The organism is Streptomyces sp. NPDC101225 (genome assembly GCF_044767585.1).
GTDB lineage: Bacteria > Actinomycetota > Actinomycetes > Streptomycetales > Streptomycetaceae > Streptomyces.
On sequence record NZ_JBIWOE010000004.1, the window covers coordinates 52,515 to 75,097 of the forward strand.

The window sequence follows — 22,583 nt, forward strand, 5'->3', positions numbered from 1 at the left end:
GCGACACCCCCGCACCGGCCGCCTCAGCGGGTGATGCTCTCGTACCCCACGATCTCCTGCGGGCCACGCGTCCCCGGCCCCACATACCGGGCGGTCGGCCGTACCAGGCGTCCCGTCCGCTTCTGCTCCAGGACGTGCGCCGACCAGCCGGCCGTACGGGCGCACGTGAACATCGACGTGAACATGTGGGCGGGGACCTCGGCGAAGTCGAGGACGATCGCCGCCCAGAACTCGACGTTGGTCGCGAGGACCCGGTCCGGGCGGCGGGCGTGCAGTTCCGCCAGTGCCGCCTTCTCCAGCGCCTCCGCCACCTCGAAGCGGGGTGCGCCCAGCTCACGGGCCGTACGCCGCAGCACGCGCGCGCGGGGGTCCTCGGCGCGGTAGACGCGGTGCCCGAAGCCCATCAGGCGCTCGCCCTTGTCCAGCGCCTGCTTCACATACGTCTCGGCGTCCCCGGTCCGCTCGATCTCCTCGATCATGCCGAGCACGCGAGAGGGCGCGCCGCCGTGCAGCGGCCCGGACATCGCTCCTACGGCGCCCGACAGCGCGGCGGCGACGTCCGCACCCGTGGAGGCGATCACCCGCGCCGTGAAGGTGGAGGCGTTCATGCCGTGCTCGGCGGCGGAGGTCCAGTAGGCGTCGACGGCCGCGACGTGCCGGGGGTCGGGCTCGCCCCGCCAGCGGATCATGAAGCGCTCGGTGATCGAGTGGGCCTTGTCGATCTCCCGCTGCGGGACCATCGGCCGGCCCTGCCCGCGGGCGGACTGGGCGACGTAGGAGAGCGCCATCACGGCCGCCCTGGCCAGGTCCTCGCGGGCCTGCTCGGCGTCGATGTCCAGCAGCGGTTTCAGGCCCCACACCGGCGCCAGCATGGCCAGCGCCGACTGCACGTCCACGCGGATGTCGCCGGAGTGCACGGGGATCGGGAACGGCTCGGCGGGCGGCAGACCGGGATTGAAGGCGCCGTCGACGAGCAGCCCCCAGACATTGCCGAACGAGACGTGACCGACCAGGTCCTCGATGTCGACGCCCCGGTAGCGAAGGGCGCCGCCCTCCTTGTCCGGTTCGGCGATCTCCGTCTCGAACGCGACGACTCCCTCGAGTCCGGGTACGAAGTCGGACATCAGGCGGCTCCTCGTGATGTGTACGGCGGATGTGCACGGCAGGAAGGGCGGCCCGCCGCCGGATCCCCGGCCGCTTCGTGCGACTCGTGGTCCTGGGTGGGCAGGGTGGTGATGCCCCGTACGACCGGACCCTCAACCAGAACGGACCAGCACGATATCCCCGAGTGCCAGTTTTGGGGAGACTTCGCGGCACTGAGTGCCACGTCTGACCCTCTCATCATGCCGGACGCTCCGCCGGACGGCATACGCGCATACGGCAAGATGACCGCGTGACCGACCGAGACGCCGTGCCCCTCGACCCCGCCGCGATGCGCAGGCAGTACCGGGCCGAGGGTCTCGCCGAGACCGATCTGCCCGCGACGCCCGTCGCCCAGTTCGCCCACTGGTTCGGGCAGGCCGCGACGCAGGCCCACCTCTTCGAGCCGAACGCCATGGTCGTCTCCACGGCCGACGCCGAGGGCCGCCCCAGCTCACGCACCGTGCTGCTGAAGAGCTTCGACGAGCAGGGCTTCGTCTTCTACACCAACTACGGCTCCCGCAAGGCCGCCGACCTCGCGGAGAACCCGTACGTCTCGCTGCTCTTCCCCTGGCACCCGATGGCCCGCCAGGTCATCGTCTCGGGCGTCGCGCGCCGCACCGGCCGCGACGAGACGGCCGCCTACTTCCGCACCCGCCCGCACGGCTCGCAGCTGGGTGCCTGGGCCAGCGCCCAGTCGACCGTGATCTCCGGCCGTGACGAGCTCGACGCCGCCTACGCCGAGCTGGCCGCCCGCTATCCCGAGGGGGAGAAGGTGCCGGTCCCGCCGCACTGGGGCGGCTTCAGGGTCGCCCCGCGGTCGGTGGAGTTCTGGCAGGGCCGCGAGAACCGGCTGCACGACCGGTTGCGGTACGTGGCACGGGCGGACGGCGGGTGGAGGGTCGAGCGGCTCAGCCCGTGACGACGCCGGAACCCGACGACGCCGGAGCACGGAACGCAGACGACCCGCGAGCTCTGGTCCCCCGCCTCACGGCGGGGAAGCCGGCCGGACGTACCGGCGAGCTCGCGGGTCGGGTGACTGCGCTGGATTAGGCCGGCTGCGTGCTTCTCGCGCACGCTGGTCCGGCACCGCACCGGGTGTGGTGACGGGCCGCTAGCCCGCAGCCACCTCCGACGTCCGGTGTGCATACATGCTCCGAACCACCTCCTTTCCTGGTGCCGCCACTCTAGAAAGGCGGCCCGGGGACGTTCAAGCGATTTATCGAGCGGCCGCGGCTCCGGTCCCGGCCCTGTCGCCGAACCGCCTGATTCCCCCCCGGTAGGAGACAGGACTGATCGCTTCTGATAAGAAATGCTCAAACTCCTGGCGTAGGTGGACAGTTCCCGCGTGCTCGGTCGAACCAGCCTGCCGGAGTGAGCTCAAGGCGCCGGTCCTGATCGCCATGACGGCGCCTCAACTCTGAAGGGACTCCATGGCCAGAAAGGCTCAGGCCGTGCCGGGACGCCAAAGACGTGCGGCGGACGCGATCGACACGAAGGCCCGGGGAGCGGTGGCATCCACACTCGCCGTCGCCCTCCTCGCGGCGGCCGCCGTCTCGGCGAGCGCGGCCGGTGCCGCGGCCGCACCGCGGCCGGACGCGCCCAGGCGAATAGGCACGGCTCCGCGGGTGCCGACCGGCGCGGCCGTCGTCGGCGCCACCACCCCGGCCACCACGCTGCACCTCAGCGTGCATCTGTCGCCGCGTGACCCGAAGGCGCTCGACGACTTCATCACCGCGGTCTCCACCCCGGGCGATCCCCAGTACCACCACTACCTGGCCAAGGGGCAGTTCGCCTCGGTCTTCGGCCCCACCCGGGACACCGTCGCCGGGGTCTCACAGGCCCTCAAGGACGCCGGGCTCAGCCCGGGCAAGGTCAGCAGCGACGGCCTCGCCATCCCGGTGACCGCCACCGTCGCGCAGGCGTCCCACGCCTTCGGCACCGGGTTCAGGAACGTCCGGCTGCGCAACGGCACGACCCGCTTCCTCAACACCGAGGCCCCCGCACTGCCCGCCGACGCCGCGGCGTCGGTGACCGGGATCGTCGGCCTGAGCAACGTCAACACGCTCACCAGCCACCACTCCGCCGTGCGGCACGTGAGCAAGCCCGCGTCCACCACCGCGAGCAGCCCCCGCGCGGTGGCCCCCCGCTCGTACAGCCCGGGACTCTGCAGCGACTTCACGGGTTCGGGCCTGACCGACGGCGCCGACTACTACAGCCCCGGCAAGCTCGCCGGCACCTACGGGATGACGAGCTCCTCCACCGTCGGTGCCGGGCAGACCGTGGCCGTGTTCGAGCTGGAGAACGTGGCCGACTCCAGCATCGCCGCGTACCAGTCCTGCGTGGGCACCAGCACCTCGGTCTCCCACGTGTACGTCGACACGACGGCCGGGTCGGGTGCCGCGGCCGGCAGCACGGTGGACGGTGTGCCGGTCGGCGTGGAGTCGGCCCTCGACATCGAGGACCTGATCGGTCTGGTGCCGGGCGCGAGCATCATCGACTACCAGGGCCCGGACGCCTCGTCCGCCACCGACCAGAACGTGCTCGACGTCTACCAGAAGATGGTCACCGACGACCTGGCGCAGGTCATCTCCACCAGCTGGGGGCTGTGCGAGGCCGTCGAGAGCGGCGCGACCGCGAACGCCGAGAACACGATCTTCGCTGAGGCCGCGGCCCAGGGCCAGAGTGTCGTCGCCGCCTCGGGCGACAGCGGCTCCAGCGACTGCGCACCCGCGACCGGCTCCTCCGCGGCCGCCGTCGACGACCCGGCGAGCCAGCCCTACGTCACCGGCGTCGGCGGCACCACGATGAACGGTTCCGGCGCCACCGCGACCCAGACGGCGTGGAATTCGAACGGCGGCGCCAGCGGCGGCGGTGTCTCCACGCGCTGGAGCCCGGCCGTCTACCAGGGCGGCGTCGCCACCACGTCCAAGCGGGCGGTCCCGGACGTGGCGGCCCTGGCCGACCCGAGCACCGGCTACCCGATCTACTACCTGGACTCCAGCCAGTCCTCCGGCCCCGTCCCCGGAATCATCGGCGGAACCAGCGGCGCGGCACCCACCTGGGCCGCGGCCGTCGTCCAGGCCAACGCCTCCAGCGCCTGCCAGGCGAGCGGCCCCGTCGGCTTCCTCAACGACGCCCTCTACAAGGCCGGGCGCGCCGACTACCCCGGTGGCTTCTGGGACGTCACCAGCGGCAACAACTCCGTGTACGCCACCGGCTATTCGGCGGCGGCGGGCTACGACGAGGTCACCGGTCTGGGCGCGCCCAGGCTGTCGGGCCTGATCGGCTCGGTGTGCGCGGCGAAGGGCACGGCGGCCACCGGAGCGGCCACCTTCCACCCGCTCGCCACCCCCAAGCGTCTGCTGGACACCCGCAACGGCACCGGCTGGGGCCTCAGCTCCGTCCCGACCAAGCACTCGCTGGTCAGCGGCGGCACCGCCCCGGTCAGGATCGAGGGCGCGGCGGGGATACCCAGCAGCGGCGTGACCGCCGTGGTCCTCAACCTCACGGTCACCGGGACCACCGGCGGCGGACACCTCACCGCGTGGGCCGACGGCACCACCAAGCCCTCGACCAGCAACCTCAACTGGAGCGACCCGGGCCGGACCATCGCCGCCTCCACCACCGTCAAGGTGGCCGGCGACGGCATCGTGAACGTCTCGACCAGCAGCGCCACGCATGTGATCGTCGACGTCCAGGGCTACTACACCAGCGGCACCGGTGGCGCCCGGCACTCCGCGCTCAAGCCGTACCGCCTGCTGGACACCCGTCACGCGACCGGGATCTCCACCACCAGCAAGATCTCCGACAAGGCGGTCAGCCTCAAGGTCCGCGGCCACGGGGGCGTGCCGAGCAGCGCCACCTCCGTGGTGCTCAACCTGACGGCGACCCAGACCAGCAGCAGCGGCTATCTGGAGGCCTACCCGGAGGGCACCACCCGCCCGACCGCGTCCAACCTCAACTGGTCGGCCACCGGGACCACCATCGCCAACATGGCCGTCGTGCCGATCGGCAGCGACGGCAACGTCAGCATCTTCGTCCGCGGCACCAGCCACGTGATCGCCGACGTCTCGGGCTACTTCTCCTCCTCCGGCACGACCTTCAAGACGGTGACCCCGGCGCGTCTGCTGGACACCAGGAAGACGACGGCGCTCGGCTCCGGCAAGACGCTGGCCCTGCAGATCTCCGGACATGACGGCATTCCGTCGACCGGCGTGAAGGCCGTCGTCCTGACGGTCACGGCCACCCGCACCACCGGAACCGGTTACCTCACCGCCTGGGCCGACGGCACCAGCCGTCCGACCGCCTCCAACCTGAACTGGGTGAAGGGCATCAGCATCGCCAACCAGGTGATGGTGCCCGTCGGTTCCGACGGCAAGGTCGACTTCTACACCAACAGCACCACCGACCTGATCGTGGACGTGGCCGGCTACACCAGCTGAGCGTTCCTCCGCCGTAACGGTGATGCCCCCGCCGACCACGATGGTCGGCGGGGGCATCACCGTTTCCGGCCACGGCTTCAGGAGGCGCGGGTACGGCGCAGGACGCGTACGGCGGGCCAGGCGACCAGCGCGGTGACGCCCCACAGGAAGCCCGCGATGGCGATCCACTCCCCGGTGCTGGTCTCCGGGTCGTCACCGCCGAAGACGGTGACGGCGAGGGCCAGGAAGGCGAAGAGAGCGCCGAGGAGACCGAAGACGACCAGCGTCGCCGTCTGCCGGCCGGTCCGCCGGGCCGCGGCCGGGGCGGGCCGCGCGGGGGAGCCGTCCCCGGCGCGCGCGGCGGCCGGCCGCGGCCCGGACGGCTGCTGCCGGGGCGGCAGCCGGACCACGGCGGCCGGCGGTACGGCGACGTCGACGGCCGCCATCGTGTGCGCGTCGACGCCGTACGGGCCGGGCTCCACGTCGACGGTGATGCCGTCGGTGCCGATGAGCCGGCGGCCGCCGTCGGGCCAGCTCAGCACGGCGGCGCAGGAGCGGTAGAGCACGGTCGCCGCCTCCTGCGTCCCGTCCGTCGTCGCCGCCGTCAGGCTGACGCCCTCCTCGCCGATCACCAGGGCCGGAGCGGCCCCGCCCGCCGAGGCGAACCGCCGCCCGGTGACCGCGTACGGGGAACTGGTCGGGGCCGCGCTGTAGCCGGCCCAGTCCGCGCTGTGCCCCGCGGGCACCTGCAGCAGCGCCGTCCGCGCCGCCTCCCCGGCCACCGCGTGCAGCTGACCGGCCGTCACCGCCCACAGCTCCGAGCGCAGTTCGTCGGGGGTGCGCGGCGGCCGCCCGGCGAGCAGGTCCTCCGCCGCCCCGGGCAGCCGCCGTACGCCGGCGTCGGGCCCGGTCAGCCGCCCGTCGGCCCGGGTCCGCACCGCCTCCAGGTCGGACTGCGCGATCCGGCCCGCCTGGAGGGCGGCGAGGACGTCGACGAAGCCGCCGAGCACCGCGTCCTGCTTGGCGGGCAGGGCGTCCGCGAACGCGGTCACCAGGGCGAAGCCGTCTCGGCGCGAGGTGTGGTCGGTGGCCGCGGTGTAGGAGTAGCCGCCCTCCTGCCGCAGGGCGCGGGAGAGTTCGCGTTCCAGGACGCCCGCGTACAGCCGGGCGGCGGCGGTGTCGCTGACGACGGAGTCCAGCAGGACCCCGCCCCGGCCGGCGGAGAAGTAGGCGGGGGTGGCCGGAAGCGCCGAGGTGACGGCGGGCATCGGGCGGCGCTCACCGGCGGGCAGCTTGAGCGACAGCCCGGCCGGCAGGCGTTCACCGGCGACCCACAGCACGGCGTTGCCCTGGGTGAAGCGGGTGTGCGCCCAGTGCCGTACGTCGTCCGGGCGCAGCCCCAAAACGCCCCACTCCGGGTAGCTGACCAGGCCGTATCCCTGGGCGCCGTAACGCCACAGCGGGAGCTGGGGATCCTCACGCCGGGACTCCTCGGTGCGCAGGATCTCCTTCTCGGTCTCCAGGCGGTCCATGGGCAGGTCGGTGAGGGAGGCGCAGACGCCCTGGAGGTAGGCGGCGACCTCGTGTTCGGCGCCCTCGACGTGGAAGTGGGTGAAGGCGGCCTTGGTCGCGCCGTTGAAGTGGTAGTCGGGCAGGCCCTGGCGGTGCAGGGCGAGGTGCTCGACGAGATGCGTGACGCCGGCTCGGGCGAGCGTCTCGTCCGCGACGCCGACGCGGAAGACGAGGCCCGCGCGCATCGGCCCGGTGGCGTACGCGAAGAGGGTGGGTATGCCGTCGGCCTCGGTGAGGTGGACGGTGGCCTGCTGGGCCTGGGGGTTCATCTTCGGCCTCTGTTCGGTCTCTTCGGTCGCTGCGCCGGGGTGGTCGCCCGCCGGTCGGTCATCCTCGGGCCAGGGCGGTGTCCCGGTGGCGTACATAGCTCTCGGCGGGCCTGCCGAGGTAGCTCCAGGGGTGATCCGAGGCGAGGTTGCCGAGCCCGCGGAAGCAGTGGGCGGCCCGTGCCGTGTCGCCCATCAGGGAGAAGACCGCGGCGAAGCAGCCCTGGGCGGTGACCCAGCCGTAGCCGCGGTGGAAGCGAGGATGGAGCGCGGACCGGTCCGCGGCCTCGACGAGTTCGGCGCGCACATGGTCCTGGCGCAGGTACTCCTCGCGCGCCTGGCCTTTGAGGTCGAGCCAGCGCTCAAGGTGCGCCTCGGCCACCAGAGCGCCGTTCATGGCGCCTTCCGGGGCGGCCAGCATGCACTCCCGGGCGAAGCCGTGGGCCGCCTCCCAGCTGCCGCTCCACTTGGGGCACAGCTGCTGCAGCAGCCGCCCCTGCGCGGTGAAGTGGTGCGGGTGGTGCCCGGCCAGGCGGTCGTAACGGCGCCGCGCCTCGTTCTGCCCGAGCTGCAGTCCCATGGCGGTGGTGATCCGCTCGGCCCAGGCCGCGTCGTACGACGGGTCGAGCGCGGTGGCCCGTATCAGCAGCTGCTCGGCCTGCCGCAGGTGTGCGTGCAGCCCGGCGAACTGCTCACGGCTGACGTGCTTGGCGCTCGCCGAGGTCCTGATCTCCCAGCCGACGCGCACTTCGCGGGCGCCGAGGACGGTGAGGGCGAGCACATCGCCGGGAGCGGCGGCGACGGCGGGCCGCAGCCACTGTTCGATCCCGTCCACGTCGGAGAGCACACGCACCGCGAAGCTGCGGTCCGTCCCGGCCGGCAGCCCGTCGACGTACTGCCGGATCGCCGCCCAGTCCGACACGGCGGCGGCCTTCCGCAGCCAGGCCGCCTCGGGGAAGGCGGAGGCGAGCTCGAAGTCGGGAGGCGGCAGGGACGGGGGGTGCGACATGCGGCGGATCATAAGCGAGGGCGGCGCCGGCGGATCCGGCGGGCGGAACGCGGCCCGGGGTTGGCCGAAGCAGGTGCGCGACTTGACCGGCACCCGACCGTCCGGACATCTTCCGTTCACCTGGCGTCCCTAATTTGCGCATCTTCTGCCCGCCTGTGACCGCGGGCCACTCCTTTCCGCCCGTCCTCTTCACGCTCCTGGAGCCCTCATGGCCCTCAACGCCCGCCGTACCCGCCAACTGCTGGAGGCGGCGGCCCCCCTGCTGCTCCAGGGCGAGCGGGTGGAGTTCACCTCGCTCGCGGGCGTCGGCTCGGTCTCCGTGCGCAAGCAGGCCCTCACCGCGGCCGTGGTCGGCGTCCTCAGCGCGGGCACGGTCATGGCCACGGTCACGCCCCGCGCGCTGTACATCGTCATGACCGACCAGCGCCTGCTCTTCTTCGACGGCAACCGGGGCGGCAGACCGGGCAAGCTGCTGCTGAACCTGCCCCGGCCGTATGTCTCGGCGGGCGGCTCGAAGAAGGCGTTCCTCGGGCTGCAGTACGCGACGCGCCTGTCGGTGGCGGGCCAGGAGCAGGGCCTCAAGGTGACCTTCCCCGTGCAGCACCGGTCGGACGGGCCGCGCTTCGTGGCGGCGCTGCCGGCCATCCGCTGACGCAGGACGGGGCGCCGTTCGTCGTTGGTGTGATGTTTACCGGCCCGTCGACGCTGTACAGCCCGGGGGGCTGCGTTCGCGGCTCCGTCACGAGGGGAGCGGAGCGAGACCGTGCGGGCGGGATGCGGCACCGTGCGCACCGCCCCGGCAGCTCCTTCCCGCCGACCTGCCCTCCCCGTTGATACATGCCTGTTGTCGTACATCGACATTCATAAAGCGCAATGACCCGATTGAGGTAGCTTCTTGCTTTCGAAACATCGCAGATCCCGGCGGCGGCTGTGGCTCGGCGTGGCGAGTGGGCTCGCCACCGGAGGGCTCGTCGCAGGCGTGATCGCAACGACGGCGCTGGGAGAGGGCGGCGGGACCGCCGACGCCGCGTCGAGCGGAGGCCCTTCGCACTCCCTCCAGGCCGAGTTCAAGTCGGCCGCCGCCGAGTTCCACGTGCCGGCCGGTGTGCTGATGGCGGTCTCGTACCAGATGACGCTCTGGGAGTCGCACCACGGCCGGCCCTCGGTCACCGGCAACTACAGTGTCATGGGCCTGACCTCGGTCAGCGCGAGCGACCTGAAGCCGGGGCCGAAGAGCGAGCCGGAGACGCACGGGTACGGCGACGACCCCAGGGCGCTGCGCCACCACGCCGCGAAGTCCGCCACGTCCACGCCGAGCGGCACGTCCGCGCCGAGCGCGAACGCGTCGCAGCCGATCACCCCGGCCATGCGCACCCTCGACACCGCCGCCTCGATGGTCAAGGCCTCCCACGCCTCGCTGCGCACCTCCACGCGGCAGAACATACGCGGCGCCGCCGCGCTGCTCGCCTCCTACGAGCGCGCCTCGGCGGGCTCGCTGCCGTCCGACCCGGCGCAGTGGTACCCGGCGGTGGCGCGCTACAGCCAGTCCGGCCGGTCCCAGGTCGCCGACCAGTTCGCCGACCGTGTGTTCGCGACCATGCGCGTCGGCGCACACCGGGTCACCACGGACAACCAGGAGGTGACGCTGCCCGCCGACCCGTCCGTGCCGGCGCACCGGACGACCTCGGTGAGCCCCGACCTGAAGCCCGCGATACGCCAGGCCTCGTTCACCACCGGCACCACCGACACCCCGGCGACGGAGTGCCCCTCCACGCTGGTGTGCACCTTCACCCCCGCCGCCTACGCGCTCAACAGCAGCAGCGACCAGAGCGACTACGGCAACTACGACATCGCGAACCGTCCGGCGGACGGCGACGCCGTCAACACCATCGTCATCCACGACACCGAGAGCACCGCGTCCTCCGCGATCAACTCGTTCAAGCAGTCGTCGACCTACGCCAGCGCCCACTACGTGGTCGGCGCCGACGGCTCGGTCACGCAGATGGTGCCGACCAAGGACGTCGCCTGGCACGCCGGCAACAAGTACGTCAACGACCACTCGATCGGCATCGAGCACGAGGGCTACGCGCTGGACTACGGCACCTGGTACACCGAGCAGGAGTACCAGTCCTCCGTGGCCCTGGTCGGCTACCTCGCCAAGAAGTTCGACATCCCGCTCGACCGCGAGCACATCATCGGCCACGACGGCGTGCCCGGCCCCCTCAGCGCCTACTACGAGGGCATGCACTGGGACCCGGGCCCGTGGTGGAACTGGAGCCACTACCTGACGCTGCTGGGTGCCTACCCCAACGGCAACGGCATGCCCGTGGTCGGCGGCGAGGTCACCATCACCCCGCCGTGGAGCAGCGGTTACGAGCCGACCCTGACCGGATGCGGTTCGTCCACCACCACCTGCCCGGCCAACCCGGCCAACTTCGTCTATCTGCGCACCAGCCCGTCCGACACGGCCGCGCTGCTCACCGACCCGAAGTTCACGGCGGACGGCAAGCCCACCGGCACCACGCAGGGCTGGGACTGGACGGACAAGGCCCCCTTCGGCCAGACCTTCGTGGTCGCGGCGGTGCAGGGTGACTGGACGGCCATCTGGTACGACGGCCAGAAGGCGTGGTTCCACAACCCCGGCGGCGCGTACACCATGGCCAACACCGGCACGGCGCAGCACCTGATCACCCCCTCCGGCTCGTCGGCCGTCCCGGTCTACGGGCGCGCCTACCCGGAGACCTCGGCCTACCCCGCCGAGCTGAGCGACCTGGCCTCCGAGGCGAACCAGCAGGTGACCCCGCTCGACCACGCGACCATCCAGCCGGGTCAGTCCTACACCGCGTTGTCGGCGGTGAACGGCGACTTCTACTACGCGATGGACATCAACTGCTCGGGCACCCCGGACTGCCTGCTCGTCTCGGGGAACACGACCTACTACCCGATCCGCTACAACCACCGTCTCGCGTACGTGAAGGCGAGCGACGTCACGGTGACCGATCCGGTCGTCCCGCCGACCGGCACGCTCAAGCCCGTCACCCCGACGCGGATCATGGACACCCGCGACGGCACCGGCGTCGCCAAGGCCAAGGTCGGCACCAACGGCACCGTCACCCTTCAGGTCACCGGCAAGGCCGGAGTGCCCAGCAGCGGCGTCACCGGCGTCATCATGAACGTGACGGCGACCAACGCCACCGCCACCAGCTACGTCACCGTCTACCCCAACGGGTCCGCCCGCTCGAGCGCGTCCAACCTCAATTTCCCGGCGGGCAAGACGTTTCCGAACCTGGTGACGGTGCCCGTCACCAACGGCAAGGTGAACTTCTTCAACCGCGCGGGAAGCGTCGACCTGATCGCCGACATCACCGGCTACTACACCAGTGACGGAAGCGGTTCCAAGCTCACCAGCATCACCCCGACGCGGCTCATGGACACCCGCAACGGCACCGGCGTACCGAAGGCCAAGGTCGGCCCCGCCGGCACGGTCAGCCTCCAGGTCGCCGGCAAGGCCGGGCTGCCCACCAGCGGCATCACCGCGGTGGTCATGAACGTGACGGCGACGAGGGGGACGAAGGCCAGTTACGTCACCGCCTACCCCGACGGGACCACCCGCACGAGCGCCTCCAGCCTCAACTTCTGGGCGAACGAGACGTTCCCGAACCTCGTGGTCGTCCCCGTCGTCAACGGCAAGGTCGACTTCTACAACAACGCCGGGAGCGTGGACCTGATCGCCGACATCAGCGGCTACTTCAGCGACACCGGCTCCGTCGAGCACAACGCGGGACCGGTCCGGGTCATGGACACCCGCGACGGCACCGGCGTCCGCAAGGGCACCGTGGGGGCCGACGCCACGGTCACGCTGACCGTCGGCGGCCACAGCGGCGTCCCGGTCGACGCCACGGCCGTCGTCCTGAACGTCACCGCGGTCCGCCCGACGACCACCAGCTACGTCACCGTCTACCCGAACGGCGTCTCCAGGCCGGTCCCGGCCTCCAACCTCAACTTCACGGAGGGCAAGACCATCCCCAACCTCGTCGTCGTCCCCGTCACCAACGGAAAGATCAACTTCTACAACCATGCCGGGAACGTCGACCTGATCGCCGACCTCGCCGGCTACTTCACCGAATGAGCCGGGCGGGGGGGGCGGCGCCCCCCGGGGCCCCCCCCCCCCCCCCCCCCCCCCCCCCCCCGCGGGGCCCCCCGGGGCCCCCCCCCCCCCCCGCCCCCCCCCCCCCCCCCCCCCCCCCCCCCCCCCCCCCCCCCCGCACCCCCCCCCGCGCGACTCCTCCCCGTTGGGGGGGGGGGGGGGGGGCGGGCCGGGGGGGCCCCCCCCCCCCCCGCCTCCGCGACCAGCCGCGGTCGGGAACCCGGTGCGCACGCCGGCGCCGCGGCACCCCACCCCCCCCGGCCGCCCGGAGCCCCGCTCCGGCGGCACCACCCCGACGCCTCCGGCGAAGATCCCGCGCATCGCACGCGTGCCGCCCGCATACCTGGGCAGGGGTGATCGTGACATCCCTGGATTGGTCTTCGGCCGACGGACGCCGGATCATAGGAGTGGCCCGCGTGGCAACGATTCCTTCAATCTTGGGGAACTCGGTGTGTGCTGTGTCACGTTCAGGTTGGATGATTGCAAGTGAGCGAACCGACGCGCTGTAGGTGCGGACGCAGCTTGGCAGGGGGTCCAGGTGAGTGCTTCCCGGCGTAGTGGGACCACCGACGAGCTGGGGCCCGACGAGCCCGAGCCGGTGGGGCCCGCGGGCCCTGACGGCTCCGACCTGCTGGCCGCGCTGCTCGACGGGATGGACGCGGCGCTGTGCGCCTTCGACGCCGGCGGCGTCGTGACCCACTGGAACCGCGAGGCCGAGCGGATTCTCGGCTGGACGGCCGCCGAGGCGGTCGGCCGGCACGGGTTCGCCGGATGGGCGGTGCGGGAGGCGGACGCCCAGGAGGTCGAGGGGCGGCTGATGTCCGCCATGGAGGCTCCCGGGCGGCAGGTGCACGAGTTCGCGCTGCTGACGAAGGACGGCGGACGGGTGCTGGTGCGCACGCAGTCCGCCGCGGTGCGCGGGCCCGACGGCAAGCCCGCGGGCGTGTACTGCGCCTTCAGCGAGGTGCACGCGCAGATCGACCTGGAGCGGTCGATCGCCCTGAGCGAGGCGCTGTTCGAGGACGCGAGCTGGGGTGTGGTGCTGGTCGACGCCGACCTGCGGCCGGCCGTGGTGAACGCGCACGCCGCGCGTGCGCTCGGCATAGGGCGTACGTCCGCGCTGGGCCGCCCCCTGGGCGAGCTGCTGGCCCAGGGCGTGGAGGAGCTGGAGAGCGCGCTCACACATGTGCTCGCCGAGGGTGCGCCGCCCGCGCCGGCCGAGATCTGGGTGAGCGTGCGCACGGCGGAGGGCGAGCAGCGGCGGTGCTGGCGCTGCGGCTTCGTCCGGCTGGCCTCGCCGCTGGCGGAGGAGCCGGTGCCGCTGGGTGTCGCCTGGCTCTTCGTGGACGTGACCGCGGGCAAGCAGGGCGAGCAGGAGGCGGCGCAGCTGCGGTTCCGTGCGAATCAGCTGCACCGGGCGGCGCGGGCCGCCGCGGAGAGCGAGGACCCGGGGGAGGCGGCGACGATCCATCTGGACTTCGCGCTCGCCGGGTTCGCCGATCACGCCCTGATCGACCGGGTCGCGGGTGGTGCCCTGGCCGACGGGGAGGACGGTCCCGTACGGCTGGTGCGGGTCGCCGCGACGCCGTCCGGGGCGCCGGGGCCGAGCCTGCTCACCGGGCGGGCGGGCCTGCCGGTGCGGTACGCGCAGGGGCATCCGGCGCTGCAGTGCGTGGAGCGGACGGCGTCGGTGCGGGCGACCGTGGGCGCGGTGCCGGCCGAGCAGGCGCGGGAGTGGGCACTGGCGCGGCAGTGGCCCGCGGACACGGTGCACACCTTGTGCGCGGTGCTGCGCAGCCGCGGGCGGACGCTCGGTGTCGTGACGTTTCTGCGCGGGGGCGGGCGGAGTTCCTTCGAGCGGTCCGACGCGGTCTACGCGGAGGACGTGGCCGTGCGGATCGCGGCGGCGCTCGATCTGGCGGGGGCCGTGGGGCGCGACGGCCAGGCCGGGTGACCCTACTGCTGGTAGAAGATCCGGTCCCCGTACTCCTTCATCACCCGGGCGTTCCACTCGTGGCCGCCGTCCACGTTGCCCGAGCGCAGGAGCGGGGGCTCGATGCCGCGGTCGGCGAGGGCGCCGGCCGCGGTGGCCATGACCGACTGGAGGATCGCGCTGGTGACGACGGTGGACGCCGGGGCGAAGGGGGCCGGGACGGTGTCCAGGGTGAGGGTGGCGTCGCCGATGGCGATCTTCGAGTCCAGCACGACGTCGCAGTGGTCGCGCAGATAGGTGCCCGAGGCGTGCCGGGAGCGGGTTCGCGCCGCGTACGCCACCGAGGTCACGCCGATGACCTGCACGCCCAGCTCGCGTGCCTTCATGGCCATCTCCACGGGAAGCGCGTTGCGGCCCGAGAGGGAGATGATCACCAGGGCGTCGCCCGCGCGCAGCGGGGAGCAGTCGAGGACCACGCTCGCGAGGCCGTCCACGCGCTCCAGGGCGGAGCCGAGTGTGGCCGGCCGGACGTCGACGCCGACGACGCCCGGCACGGAGAGCAGGTTCATCAGGGCCAGGCCGCCCGCGCGGTAGACGACGTCCTGCGCGGCGAGCGAGGAGTGCCCGGCGCCGAAGGCGAAGAGCCGTCCGCCCGCCGTGACGGTGTCGGCGAGCAGCGTGCCGGCCGCCGTGATGGACTGCGCCTCCTCGTCCCGGACCCGGCGCAGGAGATCGATCGCGGCGTCGAAGAACTGGTCGGCCGGTTTGCCGTCGCTCATGCGGGCCCTTCCGGTACGGCGGGGGTGTCTGTGTCGCGGATCACCGTGCGGTCTGGACCAGTGCCGTGTCAATACGGCGGTGGCGGCCCCGTGGCACAGGGGGCGCACGCCCCTCGTTCCCGCGGCACGGCACGCTTGTCAGTGGTATGCGTCAGAATTGGATCCAGGGCCAGCGCACGCGCCGGGAAGCCGTCGTCGCTTCCGGCAGATCTCACCGAGGGGCATGTATGTCCGGACTGATCGACACCACGGAGATGTATCTCCGCACCATCCTCGAGCTGGAGGAGGAAGGTGTGGTGCCCATGCGGGCCCGGATCGCCGAGCGCCTGGACCAGAGCGGTCCGACCGTCAGCCAGACGGTGGCGCGGATGGAGCGTGACGGCCTGGTGTCCGTCGCCACCGATCGTCACCTGGAGCTCACGGACGAGGGCCGCCGCCTCGCCACGCGCGTGATGCGCAAGCACCGCCTCGCCGAGTGTCTGCTGGTCGACGTGATCGGACTGGAGTGGGAGCAGGTGCACGCCGAGGCGTGCCGCTGGGAGCACGTGATGAGCGAGGCCGTGGAGCGGCGCGTGCTGGAGCTGCTGCGCCACCCGACCGAGTCGCCGTACGGCAACCCGATCCCGGGCCTGGAGGAGCTGGGCGAGAAGGACGGCGCCAACCCCTTCCTGGACGAGGGCATGGTCTCGCTCGCGGACCTCGACCCGGGCTCCGACGGCAAGACGGTCGTGGTGCGCCGGATCGGCGAGCCGATCCAGACCGACGCGCAGCTGATGTACACGCTGCGGCGGGCGGGCGTGCAGCCCGGTTCGGTGGTCAGCGTGACGGAGTCGGCGGGCGGCGTGCTGGTGGGCAGCGGCGGCGAGGCGGCCGAGCTGGAGTCGGACGTCGCCTCCCACGTGTTCGTCGCCAAGCGCTGACCCGGCAGGCGGCGGGACGGCGGACGGCGGCAGGACGCACGGCGGGGGAGCGGAGGACCGCGGCCCGCTCCGGCCGCGCGCCCCGGACCTCGGAGAACCTTCAACTTCCGTGGTGGCAGCGGAATTTGAGGAGCCGTGCGGGCGTTCTGCTCACCACTTCGGGGCCGCGGCCGGGTGGCCGAAATCGCAAGCGCCCGGACGTTTCGCGTGCGAGGCTGTCGCGTGAGGCATATGACCTGAGGGGGCGGGAGGATGTGCCGCAGACGTGTGGAGGGCCCCGGCGCCGTACGGCGCCGGGGCCTGTCCTCCCCTGTGCTGACCCGGAGCCCCGAGCTCCCAGGGTCATCCCCACGGACCGGTTTCCCCGAGCGGTCCGCTCCCCGCAGAAGATCTCCCCTCGGCGGCGGCGATCATGCCGTCGGCGAGGTCACTCGTACGAGGGGTGTTGCTCGCAGATACAGCATTTTCGAATAGATTTTCGATAGCCTGCGGTTGACGGTCACGCGGGACGGGCGCTGGGGAGTGGCGCGCGGCGACCGGTCTCCGCAGGCAACGGCAGGACGCGGTTCACGGAGCCAGGGGGGTACCAGAACCATGGCGCGACGCATCGACGTGACCGGCGCGGGCGGGGTACGCCTCGCGGCCTGGGAGTTCGGCGACCCGCCCAAGACCGACCCGGCGGACGGCGCGACGAGCGAGAAGACCCCGGGCGTGCTGTTGTTGCACGGCCTGATGGGCCGCGCCTCGCACTGGGCCTCCACCGCCCGCTGGCTCTCCGAGCGGCACCGCGCGGTCGCGCTCGACCAGCGCGGTCACGGCCAGAGCGACAAGCCCCCGCGGGCCGCCTTCACGCGCGAGGCCTACGTCCAGGACGCCGAGGCCGCCCTGGAGCAGCTCGGCCTCGCCCCGGCCGTCCTCATCGGCCATGCCATGGGCGCCCTGACCGCCTGGCAGCTGGCCGCGGCCCGTCCCGACCTGGTGCGGGGCGTGATCATCTGCGACATGCGGGCGTCGGCGCTGGGCGCGGCCTCGCAGCGGGAGTGGTCGGCGTGGTTCGAGGCGTGGCCGGTGCCGTTCGCCACCCTGGCCGACGTACGCAAGTGGTTCGGTGAGGACGACCCGTGGGTGGAGCGGCCGAACGCCGCGCGGGGCGAGTTCTACGCCGAGGTGATGCACGAGTCCGCCGACGGCTGGCGGCCGGTGTTCGTGCCCGACCAGATGCTGAAGTCGCGGGAGACCTGGGTGTACGACGCGCACTGGGAGGAGCTGGCGCAGGTGCGGTGCGCGGCGCTGGTCGTGCGGGGGCTGGACGGGGAACTGGGACGGGCCGAGGCCCAGGAGATGGTGCGGGTGCTGCCGCGCGGGGAGTACGCGGAGGTGGCCGAGGCGGGGCACCTGGTGCACTACGACCAGCCGGAGGGATGGCGGGCTGCGATTGAGCCGTTTCTCGACGCGGTGCGGGGCCTTTAGGGCCGGGGGCGCCTTGCCGGGCGGGGGCGCCTGGTGTTGCGGCGGCTGCGGGTGCGTCGTGGTCGCTCGCGCAGGTCCCCGCGCCCCCACGACGTCGCGGCTCCCGGCACGTCCGAAGGCGCCGCCGCGCACGCGCCCCCCGAGGAGGGGTGCGGCCGCCCCTCAGCCCTTGCTCACCGCCGTCAGGATCTCCGGCAGGCGGGCCGCCGTGCGGGGGGCGGCGAGGCGGAGGCCGGACCAGGTGAGGCCGGCGCCGTAGGCCGTGCCGAGGGGGAGGAGGAGCCAGCCCCACTGGTCGCCGTTCTTCGCGACGTTGACCCAGATCGCCGCGACGATGACGGGGGAGCACAGCAGGGCCGCGGAGATCATGCCGCCGAAGATGGAGATCCAGGCGAGGCCGGTCTGGCCGGGGGCGACGTTCTTGTAGCCCTCCTGCGGGATGGAGTAGGGGAAGCGGGCGGAGGTCCAGGCGCCGGTCGCGAGCATCGCGCCGAGCAGGGCGAAGGACAGGCCGAGCACCTCGGGCAGACGGGGCCAGTCGCCGAGCATCGCGGTGGTCAGCACCGTGACGAGGGTGGCGTACGGCAGGGTGATCACCAGCAGGGCCAGCGCCCGCCCGCGCAGCTCGACGTAGGCGTCGTGCGGGGAGGAGATCGTCGTGGCGACCATCCAGAAGGCCGACGTGTCCTGCCCGAACTGGTTGTACATCTGGATGCCGAGCATGCCGGCCGCGAAGCAGGCGAAGTAGATCGAGCCGGTGCCCTGGAGCGCGTTGAACACCGGCACGATGAGGCCGATGGCCAGGGAGGTCACCCAGGCGGCCTTGGTCTTGGGGTCGCGCCACACGTAGCGCAGGCTGCGCTCCATGACCGTGCCGGTGCGGCCGGCCGGCAGCAGCCGGGCGAGGCCGCCGGCGGAGCGCTCACGGCTTGCGGGCCGGTCGGTGGCGGCCTGGAGCGTCGAGCCGTCGGGGGAGGTCATCAACATCGTCAGGTGGCGCGACCACACGGCGATCAGCGCGAACAACGCGGCGGCGCTCAACGCCAGCTGGGCGAGCGCGGCCCCGTAGGCACCCTCGCTCACCGACCGGACCGCGCCGATCGCCGACGCGGGCGGCACCCAGGCCAGTACGTCGGCCACCGGGTCGAGCTGGGAGAGGCCGGACGACCCCAGGTGCTGGGCGCCGAAGTTGACCAGCTGCGCCCCGATCGCGATGACCAGGCCGCTCAGCACCGCCAGATCCCGGCCCTTGCGGCTGGTCAGCAGGCGGATGTTGGCGGCGGCGACGGCACGCGCGAGTGCCACGCACACCAGCAGCGCGAGGGCGACGGCCACGACACCGACGGCGTAGGCCGCACCGCCGTGCGCGACCGCGACCACCGAACCGGTCAGCAGAAGCACGGTGAACAGCGGCCCGACACCCACCAGAGAGGCGGCGAGCAGCGCCCGCACCAGCGGCCGGGGCCGCAGCGGCAGCATCACCAGCCGGGTCGGGTCGAGGGTCTCGTCGCCGCCGGGGAAGAACAGCGGCATCACGGCCCAGCCCAGTGCCAGGACGGCCACCAGCAGGGCGGCCACGGACAGGGCGTGCGCGTTGCCGCGCAGCGCGATCAGGCCGAGCAGCTGCAGCGCCCCGAAGAGCACCACGACCACGGCCGACACGATGTAGGCGGCCCGCCGCCCGCCGGACTGCCTGAGGCCGTTGCGCAGCAGCGACAGCTTCAGCCGTACGACGACGGGGGTGATGTTCGCTTCGGTCGTCATCGGGCCCCGCCGCCCAGCCAGTCGAGGTCGGAGGCGGTGTCGCGGCCGCCCGCGCCGACGAGTTCGAGGAACGCCTGCTGCAGCGAGGCCGCCTCCCCGCGCACCTCGGCGAGGGTGCCGTGGGCGCGGATGCGGCCGGCGGCCATGACGGCCACCCAGTCGCACAGCGACTCCACGAGCTCCATGACGTGCGAGGAGAAGACGACGGTGGCGCCCGAGGCGGTGTACCGCTCCAGCACCCCGCGGATGATCTGGGCGGACACCGGGTCGACGCCCTCGAACGGCTCGTCCAGGAAGAGCACTTCGGGATTGTGGAGGAGCGCGGCCGCGAGGCCGATCTTCTTGCGCATGCCCGTCGAGTAGTCGACGACGAGCTTGTGCTGGGCGCCGGCCAGGTCGAGCACGTCGAGCAGCTGGGTGGCGCGCTTGTCGACCTCGGCGCCGGGCAGCCCGCGCAACCGCCCGCTGTAGCCGAGGAGTTCACGCCCGGAGAGCCGCTCGAAGAGGCGCAGTCCCTCCGGCAGCACCCCGATCCGCGCCTTCACCGCCGCGGGGTCCCGCCACACGTCGTGCCCGACGACCTCGACGCTTCCCTGATCGGGCCGCAGCAGCCCCGTCACCATGGAGAGAGTGGTGGTCTTCCCGGCGCCGTTGGGCCCGACCAGTCCGATGAACTTCCCCGCCGGCAGGTCGAGATCGATCCCCGCGACGGCGACCTGCTGCCCGAACCGCTTCCAGAGACCTCGCACGCGCACGGCGGCGGCAGTGACCTCTTTTCCCTCTGTCATGCACGAAACCCTAGGGGTTCGTCCGCGGGCGGGTGGATCAGCGGTCGCGTCCGCAGGCGTAGGCGAGGGGGGAGATCAGTTCCTCGGCGTCGGGCAGCCAGCGGTTGGCGGGGGTCGGGCGGCAGGCCCACTGCACCGCACCGCGCGAGCCGAAGCGGGTGGGCGGCCCGGCCACGTAAGCCCCTTCGCCGAGCGCGACCAGGTCCAGCGACGCCGGCGACCAGCCCAGCTTGCGCACCAGGTCCGGCACCTTCACGGCCGCGCCGGGCAGGACGAAGAAGTGCATGCGCCGGTTCGGGGTCACCGTCACGGGGCCGAGCGTCAGTTCCATGCGCTCCATGCGTGCGAGGGCCAGGAAGCCCGCGCTCTCCGCCACCTCGATCGCGTCGAACGTACGGCCCGTCGGCAGCAGGATCGACGCCGTCGGCTGCTTCTGCCACATCCGGCGGGCGACGGTCGCGCTGCCCGTGGCCAGCGTCGCCCAGTCCTCGCGCGCGGGATGCGCCCCGGGTGCGGCGCACGCGGGGACGGAGCAGGAGCAGTGCTGCACCCCGTCGACGGCCTCCAGCCAGGTGCCGGGAAAGACGTCCCAGTGGCGCTCCTCGGCGTAGCGTACGGCGGTCTCCAGCAGCGAATCCCCGCGCTGCTTCGGAATCTGGGCGGCTTCGGTTCCCGCGATCGTCTCTTCCACGATGAACTCAACTCCCGCACCCACCTCGGGTTACGGCCGTATCGCGCGCGGGGGAGGAGCATCGAATCCACGGCTGGGGCGCATGGATGCATGTGTGGGGGCGCGCGGGAGGAACCTCCGCGTGATCCGGGTAGCCACATGCGGGGTCGGCATCAGCCTTTACCCCGACAATCCGCGCAAGCCTCGCATTTTACGTACGGCACCGGGGCATTGATCTTCACGGCCGGATCTTTTCGCTTCAGGGGTTGTTCCCAGGGGGTACGCCATGGCCGCAAGGCCTCTCGTCGCGCGACAGCCGAACGAACGGCTGCAGGCGCTCATCCAGGAGGCGGGGTGCTCGAACGCCGGGCTCGCCCGCCGGGTCAACATGTGCGGCGCCGAGCACGGACTCGACCTGCGCTACGACAAGACGTCCGTGGCCCGCTGGCTGCGGGGCCAGCAGCCGCGCGGACGCGCCCCGGCGATCATCGCGGAGGCGCTGGGCCGCAAGCTGGGCCGCACGGTCACGATCGACGAGATCGGCATGGCCAACGGCAAGAACCTCGCCTCGGGCGTCGGCCTGCAGTTCTCGCCGACGGTGCTGGGAGCCATCGAGCAGGTCTGCGAGCTGTGGCGCAGCGACGTGGGGCGCCGGGACTTCCTGTCCGGCTCGTCCGTCGCCGCCTCCGCGCTCGTCGAGCCCAGCCGTGACTGGCTGATCTCCGCGCCCGACTCGCAGGTCTCGCGCGCGGCCGGGCCCCGGGTGGGTCAGTCCGACGTGGCCGCCGTGCGCGCGATGACGCAGGCGCTCACCGACCTGGACCACCAGTACGGCAGCGGGCATGTGCGCCCGGTCGTCGTGCACTACCTCAACAGCGTCGTCTCGGGGCTGCTGGCGGGGTCGTACCGGGAGGCGGTCGGGCGCGACCTGTTCGCCGCGGTGGCCCGGCTGACCGAGCTCGCGGGCTACATGGCCGTCGACACCGGCCAGCCCGGTCTCGCCCAGCGCTACTACATCCAGGCCCTGCGTCTGGCCCAGGCCGCGGGCGACCGCGGATACGGCGGGTACGTGCTGGCCGCCTCCATGAGCCACCTGGCCGCACAGCTCGGAAACCCGCGTGAGATCGCGCAGTTGGCGCGGGCGGCGCAGGAGGGGGCGCGGGGGCGCGTGACCCCGCGCGCGGAGGCGATGTTCCATGCGGCGGAGGCCCGCGGGCACGCGCTGATGGGTGACGCGCGCGCGACCGCGGCGGCATCGGGCCGGGCGGTCACGGCACTTGAGGCCGCCGACACGGCGGCGGGGGACGACCCGGCGTGGATCACGCACTTCGACGAGGCCTACCTCGCCGACGAGTTGGCGCACTGCCACCGGGACCTCGGACAGGCCGACGCGGCGGCGCGGCAGGCACGGGAGGCGCTGGACCGGCTCCCCGAGACGAAGGCGCGCAGGCGGGCCATCGGCTACGTCCTGCTGGCCACGGCGCTGGTGCAGCAGCGCGAGGTCGAGCAGGCCTGCACCACCGGGCTGAAGGCCGTGGAGCTCCTGGAGACCCTCCGCTCCAACCGGGGCGCCGAGTACCTGGAGGACTTCCAGCAGCGGCTGGAGCCGTACCAGGACGAGCCGGTGGTAAGGGAGTTCGGGGCGCGCATGGACGTGCAGGCGGCGGCCTGAGCGCCGCGCGAGCCGCAGAAAACGGACAA

General features: G+C 72.7%; 15 protein-coding genes. 8 read left to right on the top strand and 7 right to left on the bottom strand.

Annotated elements, in window-relative coordinates:
- Positions 1–23: 23 nt before the first annotated feature.
- Entirely contained in the window at positions 24–1,124 is a 1,101-nt protein-coding gene (locus ACIRPX_RS07085) for a citrate synthase 2 (RefSeq protein WP_404189427.1), read from the bottom strand.
- A 269-nt stretch (positions 1,125–1,393) separates the two neighbouring features.
- Between ACIRPX_RS07085 and pdxH the strand changes: the two genes are divergently transcribed.
- Positions 1,394–2,062 (top strand): pyridoxamine 5'-phosphate oxidase, encoded by a 669-nt coding sequence (gene pdxH, locus ACIRPX_RS07090; protein WP_404189429.1) that lies wholly within the window; start codon positions 1,394–1,396, stop codon positions 2,060–2,062.
- 589 nt (positions 2,063–2,651) lie between these two features.
- Positions 2,652–5,585 carry a protease pro-enzyme activation domain-containing protein gene (locus ACIRPX_RS07095; RefSeq protein ID WP_404189432.1) on the top strand — a complete coding sequence of 978 codons (2,934 nt, stop codon included), beginning with the start codon at positions 2,652–2,654 and terminating at the stop codon, positions 5,583–5,585.
- A gap of 77 nt (positions 5,586–5,662) precedes the next feature.
- Here ACIRPX_RS07095 and ACIRPX_RS07100 read toward each other — a convergent pair whose 3' ends face one another.
- On the bottom strand, positions 5,663–7,405 hold the full coding sequence (locus ACIRPX_RS07100; protein WP_404189434.1) for an insulinase family protein: 1,743 nt from the start codon (positions 7,403–7,405) through the stop codon (positions 5,663–5,665).
- Positions 7,406–7,463: 58 nt separating this feature from the next.
- Entirely contained in the window at positions 7,464–8,411 is a 948-nt protein-coding gene (locus ACIRPX_RS07105) for a hypothetical protein (protein WP_404189437.1), read from the bottom strand.
- Between the two features lie 208 nt (positions 8,412–8,619).
- Here ACIRPX_RS07105 and ACIRPX_RS07110 point away from each other — a divergent pair, with 208 nt between their 5' ends.
- From ACIRPX_RS07110 to ACIRPX_RS07120, 3 genes are all read left to right on the top strand, one after another.
- Positions 8,620–9,063: a hypothetical protein gene (locus ACIRPX_RS07110; protein WP_404189439.1), complete on the top strand. Its 444-nt coding sequence runs from the start codon at positions 8,620–8,622 to the stop codon at positions 9,061–9,063.
- A gap of 327 nt (positions 9,064–9,390) precedes the next feature.
- On the top strand, positions 9,391–12,540 hold the full coding sequence (locus tag ACIRPX_RS07115; protein WP_404189442.1) for an N-acetylmuramoyl-L-alanine amidase: 3,150 nt from the start codon (positions 9,391–9,393) through the stop codon (positions 12,538–12,540).
- A 556-nt stretch (positions 12,541–13,096) separates the two neighbouring features.
- Positions 13,097–14,512, top strand: coding sequence for a PAS domain-containing protein (locus ACIRPX_RS07120; protein ID WP_404189445.1), 1,416 nt, complete (start codon positions 13,097–13,099; stop codon positions 14,510–14,512).
- Between the two features lie 2 nt (positions 14,513–14,514).
- Here the strand turns inward: ACIRPX_RS07120 and ACIRPX_RS07125 are convergent, their stop codons facing one another.
- Positions 14,515–15,270, bottom strand: coding sequence for an SIS domain-containing protein (locus ACIRPX_RS07125; RefSeq protein WP_404189448.1), 756 nt, complete (start codon positions 15,268–15,270; stop codon positions 14,515–14,517).
- A gap of 227 nt (positions 15,271–15,497) precedes the next feature.
- Here ACIRPX_RS07125 and ACIRPX_RS07130 point away from each other — a divergent pair, with 227 nt between their 5' ends.
- Positions 15,498–16,190 (top strand): metal-dependent transcriptional regulator, encoded by a 693-nt coding sequence (locus ACIRPX_RS07130; protein WP_384251682.1) that lies wholly within the window; start codon positions 15,498–15,500, stop codon positions 16,188–16,190.
- A gap of 594 nt (positions 16,191–16,784) precedes the next feature.
- Entirely contained in the window at positions 16,785–17,660 is an 876-nt protein-coding gene (locus ACIRPX_RS07135; RefSeq protein ID WP_404189451.1) for an alpha/beta fold hydrolase, read from the top strand.
- A 162-nt stretch (positions 17,661–17,822) separates the two neighbouring features.
- Here the strand turns inward: ACIRPX_RS07135 and ACIRPX_RS07140 are convergent, their stop codons facing one another.
- Genes ACIRPX_RS07140 through ACIRPX_RS07150 form a run of 3 tightly spaced genes read right to left on the bottom strand, consistent with a single transcriptional unit; the run spans position 17,823 to position 20,903 of the window.
- On the bottom strand, positions 17,823–19,424 hold the full coding sequence (locus tag ACIRPX_RS07140; RefSeq protein ID WP_404189454.1) for a transporter: 1,602 nt from the start codon (positions 19,422–19,424) through the stop codon (positions 17,823–17,825).
- Positions 19,421–20,212: an ABC transporter ATP-binding protein gene (locus ACIRPX_RS07145; protein ID WP_404189457.1), complete on the bottom strand. Its 792-nt coding sequence runs from the start codon at positions 20,210–20,212 to the stop codon at positions 19,421–19,423. The genes ACIRPX_RS07140 and ACIRPX_RS07145 overlap by 4 nt, the downstream gene beginning before the upstream one ends.
- Positions 20,213–20,249: 37 nt before the next feature.
- Positions 20,250–20,903, bottom strand: a complete 654-nt coding sequence (locus ACIRPX_RS07150; protein ID WP_404189459.1) for a bifunctional DNA primase/polymerase — start codon at positions 20,901–20,903, stop codon at positions 20,250–20,252.
- A 265-nt stretch (positions 20,904–21,168) separates the two neighbouring features.
- Here ACIRPX_RS07150 and ACIRPX_RS07155 point away from each other — a divergent pair, with 265 nt between their 5' ends.
- Entirely contained in the window at positions 21,169–22,554 is a 1,386-nt protein-coding gene (locus ACIRPX_RS07155; RefSeq protein WP_404189462.1) for a transcriptional regulator, read from the top strand.
- Positions 22,555–22,583: the final 29 nt, after the last annotated feature.

Coding starts and splice junctions, on each gene's coding strand:
- ACIRPX_RS07145 (WP_404189457.1), bottom strand. CDS start 20,212: ATGACAGAGGGAAAAGAGGTCACTGCCGCCGCCGTGCGCGTGCGAGGT.
- ACIRPX_RS07135 (WP_404189451.1), top strand. CDS start 16,785: ATGGCGCGACGCATCGACGTGACCGGCGCGGGCGGGGTACGCCTCGCG.
- ACIRPX_RS07100 (WP_404189434.1), bottom strand. CDS start 7,405: ATGAACCCCCAGGCCCAGCAGGCCACCGTCCACCTCACCGAGGCCGAC.
- ACIRPX_RS07125 (WP_404189448.1), bottom strand. CDS start 15,270: ATGAGCGACGGCAAACCGGCCGACCAGTTCTTCGACGCCGCGATCGAT.
- ACIRPX_RS07085 (WP_404189427.1), bottom strand. CDS start 1,124: ATGTCCGACTTCGTACCCGGACTCGAGGGAGTCGTCGCGTTCGAGACG.
- ACIRPX_RS07140 (WP_404189454.1), bottom strand. CDS start 19,424: ATGACGACCGAAGCGAACATCACCCCCGTCGTCGTACGGCTGAAGCTG.
- ACIRPX_RS07105 (WP_404189437.1), bottom strand. CDS start 8,411: ATGTCGCACCCCCCGTCCCTGCCGCCTCCCGACTTCGAGCTCGCCTCC.
- ACIRPX_RS07130 (WP_384251682.1), top strand. CDS start 15,498: ATGTCCGGACTGATCGACACCACGGAGATGTATCTCCGCACCATCCTC.
- ACIRPX_RS07155 (WP_404189462.1), top strand. CDS start 21,169: ATGGCCGCAAGGCCTCTCGTCGCGCGACAGCCGAACGAACGGCTGCAG.
- ACIRPX_RS07110 (WP_404189439.1), top strand. CDS start 8,620: ATGGCCCTCAACGCCCGCCGTACCCGCCAACTGCTGGAGGCGGCGGCC.